Raw genomic sequence first — 5,918 nt, 5'->3', positions numbered from 1 at the left:
CTCCGTCAAATAATATAAATTTATTGAGCTTTTTCGTATAAATAACAACGTGTAAATTGTTATTTTAATTAATTTGTTTTGCGTAAGTATGATCCTTTTTACAAAAGATTGTAAAATAGGACTCTTCATATTATCAATATTACATAAACCATTGATAGCATAAGAACGAACAATATTTTTGTATATAATAAAAGAAGAGTAATATGAGGGTACAAGTGTAGATGTAATCTATAAAAATTATTTGATTCCGAAACCTATTTCTTTTGGCCCATATCACTCTAAAATCATAACCACTGCTCCTTAATAAAACGTTTTAAGGTCTCTAATTATAATTGCGTGAGCAACAAGCGCCCTTTTTTATAAAAGACCTTATCCGGCTGGTTAATAATCCAGGCCATTTTATCGTTAAGGCTCATCCCTGACAGTTCTTTTACCTTGTCGCCTGCAACCGCTGCTAATGATTCAGATTCACTTTGTTCAGCAACCTTCCTATGAAACCGGCGGCCTGAAATTCGCCGTCCTTCGGTTATAGGTTCAAGCAATGCTGGCAGTTCTTTTATGAATTTATTTTTTTCCCGCTTCTCACACCCCGGAAATTTTTTCTCACTTATTATGATTTTTTTATCATCGAATTTAATACATAAGTAATTATGCTTTTGCTTAATATTTTTTTCAATCCACCGCTTCTCATCAGGCACCACACCCACATAAACAATGATTCCTTTAAAACTCATGATTCTTTCCTTAAGTTTTTTAATTTTATATTTTTTGCATGGTTCGTGTTCCCATCTGCCGCAATAATAATTTATCGTGAAAGATCCATGTTCTTTTATGATTGTTACTTTTGTGCCACACTTAAAGACATTTTCGTTATCAACCTTCATAGAATAAATCTGTGTAATTTCAACATAATATAAATCATATGTCCCATAATCACATAAACGCTTATCATATCAATAAGTTGTGGATACGCATCAACCTGATTAATTCGGAATAGTCATCAGTAATAATTAATAATATAATGGCCTTATTCCGGCCCGATCATTTTTAGCAATTTTATAAACAATTGAAATGATAGATATATAATTCTAATAAAAACCAAACATTATAATACGCTGAAATTATTAGTATTAAATTTTATCATTTTACTGGTCTCATAGCTGACTTATAAAATAACTTTTGATCGTTCCCGCAGCCATTGGATTAAGGCGGAGCGGGGATAACCAACAACCCGACCGCACATTATTTTTTCTTTCGGCCCTGTCCCCAAGCAATCTTCGTTTGCCACGGTACGGGGGGCAATCGGCAGAACATCTTTCCACCTGGGCCAATTCCTAAACACGATAGGTGGTAAGATCTTTTCAAGTTCGCTGAAATCAACGGTTTTTGTTTTTGAATCCATTTTCGAAGTTCTCCTGTATATCTTCAACTGCTTCATTGTTTAGCATTAGTATAATACAGAGGATATGATATTGTCACTTATAGATACCACAAGTATATGGGTATTTTACTTGCGGTTACAAAAATTTATTGAGAGGAAAAATGGGCTATTATTTTTGGAGTAGACGCTTTAGGGAGTTTGTATCGGAAGATTGTGGCGGAAGATAAGATTTTAATCGCTTCCTGATTATCAATATTGCACAATCTGCAACGGAAGACTTGACAGTAATTATTGGTAGTTCTTTTCGGTCAAATATCTCCTCGTATTCGGGTACAAAATGAAGAATATTTTCAGTTTTATCGTTACCAGACCACGCGTCACAAACCCGTTTCGTGCAAGACACATCAATATCTTTTCGAATTTTTTTAATGGCCCCTTGGAGTTCTCTATACATCACTTTAATAATTTCTTGATGAAATATTGTTTTGAAAGTCTTGCCGCCTCTACTGTGATGTTTCATTAATAGATCCCTGCCAAGCTGTTCACATGCTTTACTTGCAGTTTCGCCCTTATATATTATCTGCCTTTGTACATCCTCAATCATCTTTAAATTTTTCACTCTGTGCTCATCAGATTTCCTTTCAATCGATTCGTAGAAAGCAACCAATACTTTAGGACGGATATCTGCTTCCCATACCTCTATCTCCAAGAGTTTTTGATGTTTGGTTTTTGCCGATTGGAAGGTGGGGCTATTTTCCCGCAAAGCTTTCAAAGCGGGCTCTTTGAAAATTTTTGGGTATCGCTCTATATGTTGTAAAGCAAAAAGTTGGAATATTTCAGGATCGTCAACCAACTTCGGAAACTTATTGATGCCTATTTTCTTCCAGTATGCAAGGAAAGGATAGCATTCCTTCATATCTATAACCTCATGTTAATATACTCTTAAAAGATTAACCCAAAGAAAGGGAATATAGAAATATCGCTGATAAGAATCTACCCTATCCCACAGCTTTTGTGTTATTGGCTGAAGTTCAAAACCTGTTCGCTTTGATCATTTCCAGCGCTCTTCTTTGACAATGCCGTACCTAAAGCCTTTGCCGCATCCTTCAGCTTGTTTTCTGATAAGTGGGCATATCTTTGGGTCATTATATTTGTTTTGTGCCCTAATAGCTTCTGTACGGTGTAAAGGTCTGTTCCCTGTTCGATTAGCCATGAAGCATAGGAATGACGGCAAGTATGGAAACATACCCTTAAACGTGGGTCATCAATGCCTTTGTTAAATTGCAAATCGTCAACTGTACGAAAAAAACTATGAGAGATCTTCTCTATTTTTCCGCCGCCTCTTCTCTGGAAAATATAATCTGACGGCTTCCCTTGTATACGGTTTCGGAACATATCCTCCGCTTGATCTGTTAAAAAAGCATACCTTGAACCGGCCTTCGCATCTCGAATTGTTACAACACCTCTTTCAAGGTCAACGTCCTGCCATGTCAAAGAAGCAATTTCTCCAAATCGTAAACCAGCATGAAGGGAAAGCAGACTCATATCATGAACGTCCTGGGATTTTTCTTTTAAGGCTTTAAGAAGTTCCTCAGCCTCTTTCCTGGTCAAGAATTTCATGCGGCCATTGTCAACTTTAGGTTTTTTCACATTTACCGTTGGCGATTCACCTACATAGATTCCACGATGTCTTGCCATATGAAAAACTTGCCGGATAACTGCAAGTGCATATTCAATAGAGCGGTTAGACTGTTGCTTGTCAGACATTTCTTTTTTTAGCCGTTCAATATGAAAGGGAGTTAATGTTTTCAAAGGAAGGTGTCCAAGAATCTGGTTAAACCAGTTATTGAAAAAGCCTTCTTCACGGCGTGCTGTATCTGGCTTTTTGTCCGCCTTAGCTTGTGGCAAATAAGTATTAATAAAGAAATCATTGAAAGTGACAGCTTCCTTCTCAATGCGTTCCCGCTCTACTTGCTCCACTTCCTTACGTTTTTCTTCAATCTCCCTACGTTCTGACAGTCGTGCAGGCCCTTGCTTGAGTCCTTTTCCTGCCTCCTTCAGTTCAGCCAGAACAAGAGCAGCTTTTTCAGCAGTCCAATGCTTCCGATCTTTCGGGTTAAGTTCGCTTGCCCAGCCTAAACCTTCTTCAATTCGTTTCCCGTCTCGCTGATATCGGATAGTATAATAACGATCTTTTTTCACCCCATGTTTTCGGGTAGGATGTTCATAATACCTTACACCTTTATACCGTGTGCCAATCCATTTAGCTGACATGATTTAGTCCCTTTCTTAAAGTCCGCGTGTCTTTCTCTCCCCATATTCTCCCCACTATTTGCCTGAAAACATCTGTGTCATAATGTGTCATTATGGAGGTATAATAAGGTTAACTATTTTGTATGTCAAGATATATTTGACGGTTTGTGAAAGTTCATGAAATGATATAGAAAGGACTGAAAATCCGCGTGTCGGCGGTTCAATTCCGTTCCTCGGCACCAAATGATATTAAGCCTTTAAAGCAATAAAGCTTTAAAGGCTTTTTTCATTTTATGATATTTGTACAATGCTTGTGCAAGGATTAACGCCATCGTAAAAAAGTTTCTCTTCTGCATTAAAAAAGGCGGATAATCTCTCACCCGCCTTTTTTATCACTACTGGTTTTATTCCTTGACAAGAATTCCTTTAATTAAATATAATATTTATCAAACAAAGGAAGGTTAACCATGAACGAAAAAGAAATAAACATGAATGAGGCTGCTTTTTCGGTCAATATTTTAATAAAAAAAGATAATGATATATTTGTTGCTCATTGCCTTGAATTGGATATTGTTGCAACCGGAAAAACCATAGCTGAGGTGCAAAGCGAAATAATTTCTTTAATCTCTGCACAAATAGAATACGCTTTCACCAATAACAACCTTGAATATTTATATCATCCTGCTCCATCTGAAGTATGGAATGAATTCTTTTCCTGCAAAAAACAGATTGAAAGCAAATACAAAATTAAACCCGGATCTTTAGAGTCAGATAAAAAACATAATATCCTTCCGCCCTGGCTAATTGCAAAAACATGTCAATCCGGGTCCTCCTGTAATGCCTAAGCGCCCTTATACAATTAGGGAACTTCTAAAAAAACTTAAAACATATGGCATTGTAATAATACCATCAAAACGCGGTAAGGGCTCCGAAGTTATACTATTAAAACCAAACAAACCCGGTTCTAAACAAGGACCGCAAATTCCAATTAAAAATCATGGCCCTTCAACAGAAATACACTACCCTGTTATAATGTCAATTTTGCGTCGTTTCGGGATTAACCCTAAAGACTTTTGGGATGATTAAGAAAAAAATGTGACGTGATCTTATGAAATAAAAACAATTAGCCATGAAGCGGAAGAAAATGGAAATATTCCGCTTATAAATCGGTTTATTGAGATACCTTATTAAACTCGCCGGTTGTGTTGTTTATTTTTTTAAAAAAATAAAGGCTGTGATGAAGGATGGAATAAAACCACTCAAAAAAAGAGATCGGTACCAGCAGCCTTTGTCTCTATGCCGGAACCGCTTTATTCTTATCTTCAAAGACCTTTAATTTAGCCTCAAGGCCATTTATATAACCAAGATAACACATGTAACAATCCTCTATTTCTTCAGTCTTATCCTTTAAACAAGAACATATCCATTCAAGCCGATCTTTTCCTATCCTAAAAGAAGTTGATAAATTACAAAAACCGGTTAAAGTTCCATGGCTTTCCGGTAAATCCCTGGAGATAGCCTGGACCGCCTGATTGGGGGCATATTTTGACGCTTTTAGAAACTGTGAGAATCGGTGTTAAAAAAACCTCTTGATTTGATTTATGCAAAGTGTTAACGGAATTTAAGCATTGTAGTTCATTACATAATTTTAAAAATTGAGCCCAGTAATCGGGCAAAAGAAAAGATTTTGCACAGGCCTCAATTTATTATCCCGGTTTAGTAATACATGTAACCGACAGTGCGGAGCTATGAATTCTTTAAAAGTCAAGCGGGCTTTTGGCTTCTTTCAGGGTCGTACTTTTGATGGTATGCGTATAAATCATAGTAGAGCCACTTTCAAAACGTTTCAGTTTGGTCAAGCTCAAGGCGGGCGAAAATTTCAACCACAGGAATACATTAAGTATTTCGAGGATTGAAATTTGAACCCAACGCAGAGATCGGCCAAAATGGGGCGTTTTGAAACTGGCTCAGTAGTTCTGACATCACTATGCCCCAGTAATTCCTGAATGGTTCTTATATCATAGTTTGCCTGCAATAAATGACTGGCAAAGCTGTGGCGGAAAGTATGAGCAGAAGCGCGTTTGGTGAGTTGGGCTTTATCAACCGCTTTCTTTATTGCCTTTTGTACAAGGGTTTCATGCAAATGATATCGCCTGTATTTCCCGCTCTTTTGTTCATAGGTTAATTGTATTGCCGGGAAAAACCACTGCCATGTAAAACTCTTTGCTGCATTTTTGTATTTTGCCTCTAATGCATTTACTAAAAAAACTCCGGCATATTTTTT

Annotated in this window: 7 protein-coding genes; 2 read left to right on the top strand and 5 right to left on the bottom strand. The window is 37.0% G+C overall.

The genetic code is table 11. The features are described from left to right. Positions 1-326: 326 nt before the first annotated feature. The 4 genes from KKC46_20115 to KKC46_20100 all read right to left on the bottom strand — a co-directional run bounded on the left by KKC46_20115 (position 327) and on the right by KKC46_20100 (position 3,655). Positions 327-884, bottom strand: coding sequence for a hypothetical protein (locus tag KKC46_20115; GenBank protein MBU1056105.1), 558 nt, complete (start codon positions 882-884; stop codon positions 327-329). Between the two features lie 281 nt (positions 885-1,165). Beyond that, positions 1,166-1,402 (bottom strand): hypothetical protein, encoded by a 237-nt coding sequence (locus KKC46_20110; GenBank protein MBU1056104.1) that lies wholly within the window; start codon positions 1,400-1,402, stop codon positions 1,166-1,168. 148 nt (positions 1,403-1,550) lie between these two features. Then, positions 1,551-2,234, bottom strand: a complete 684-nt coding sequence (locus tag KKC46_20105) for a hypothetical protein (GenBank protein MBU1056103.1) — start codon at positions 2,232-2,234, stop codon at positions 1,551-1,553. A gap of 164 nt (positions 2,235-2,398) precedes the next feature. Further along, on the bottom strand, positions 2,399-3,655 hold the full coding sequence (locus KKC46_20100) for a site-specific integrase (GenBank protein MBU1056102.1): 1,257 nt from the start codon (positions 3,653-3,655) through the stop codon (positions 2,399-2,401). Between the two features lie 446 nt (positions 3,656-4,101). Here KKC46_20100 and KKC46_20095 point away from each other — a divergent pair, with 446 nt between their 5' ends. After that, positions 4,102-4,479 (top strand): hypothetical protein, encoded by a 378-nt coding sequence (locus KKC46_20095; GenBank protein ID MBU1056101.1) that lies wholly within the window; start codon positions 4,102-4,104, stop codon positions 4,477-4,479. Beyond that, positions 4,472-4,720, top strand: a complete 249-nt coding sequence (locus tag KKC46_20090; GenBank protein MBU1056100.1) for a type II toxin-antitoxin system HicA family toxin — start codon at positions 4,472-4,474, stop codon at positions 4,718-4,720. Before KKC46_20095 ends, KKC46_20090 begins: the two co-directional genes overlap by 8 nt. 793 nt (positions 4,721-5,513) lie before the next feature. Here KKC46_20090 and KKC46_20085 read toward each other — a convergent pair. Beyond that, positions 5,514-5,825 (bottom strand): tyrosine-type recombinase/integrase, encoded by a 312-nt coding sequence (locus KKC46_20085; protein ID MBU1056099.1) that lies wholly within the window; start codon positions 5,823-5,825, stop codon positions 5,514-5,516. Positions 5,826-5,918 lie beyond the last annotated feature (93 nt).

Source organism: Pseudomonadota bacterium (assembly GCA_018817425.1).
In the GTDB taxonomy this organism is placed as follows: Bacteria; Desulfobacterota; Desulfobacteria; order Desulfobacterales; family RPRI01; genus RPRI01.
Note: the sequence above shows the minus strand (reverse complement) of the source record. Positions and strands in the feature narration are given on the sequence as shown.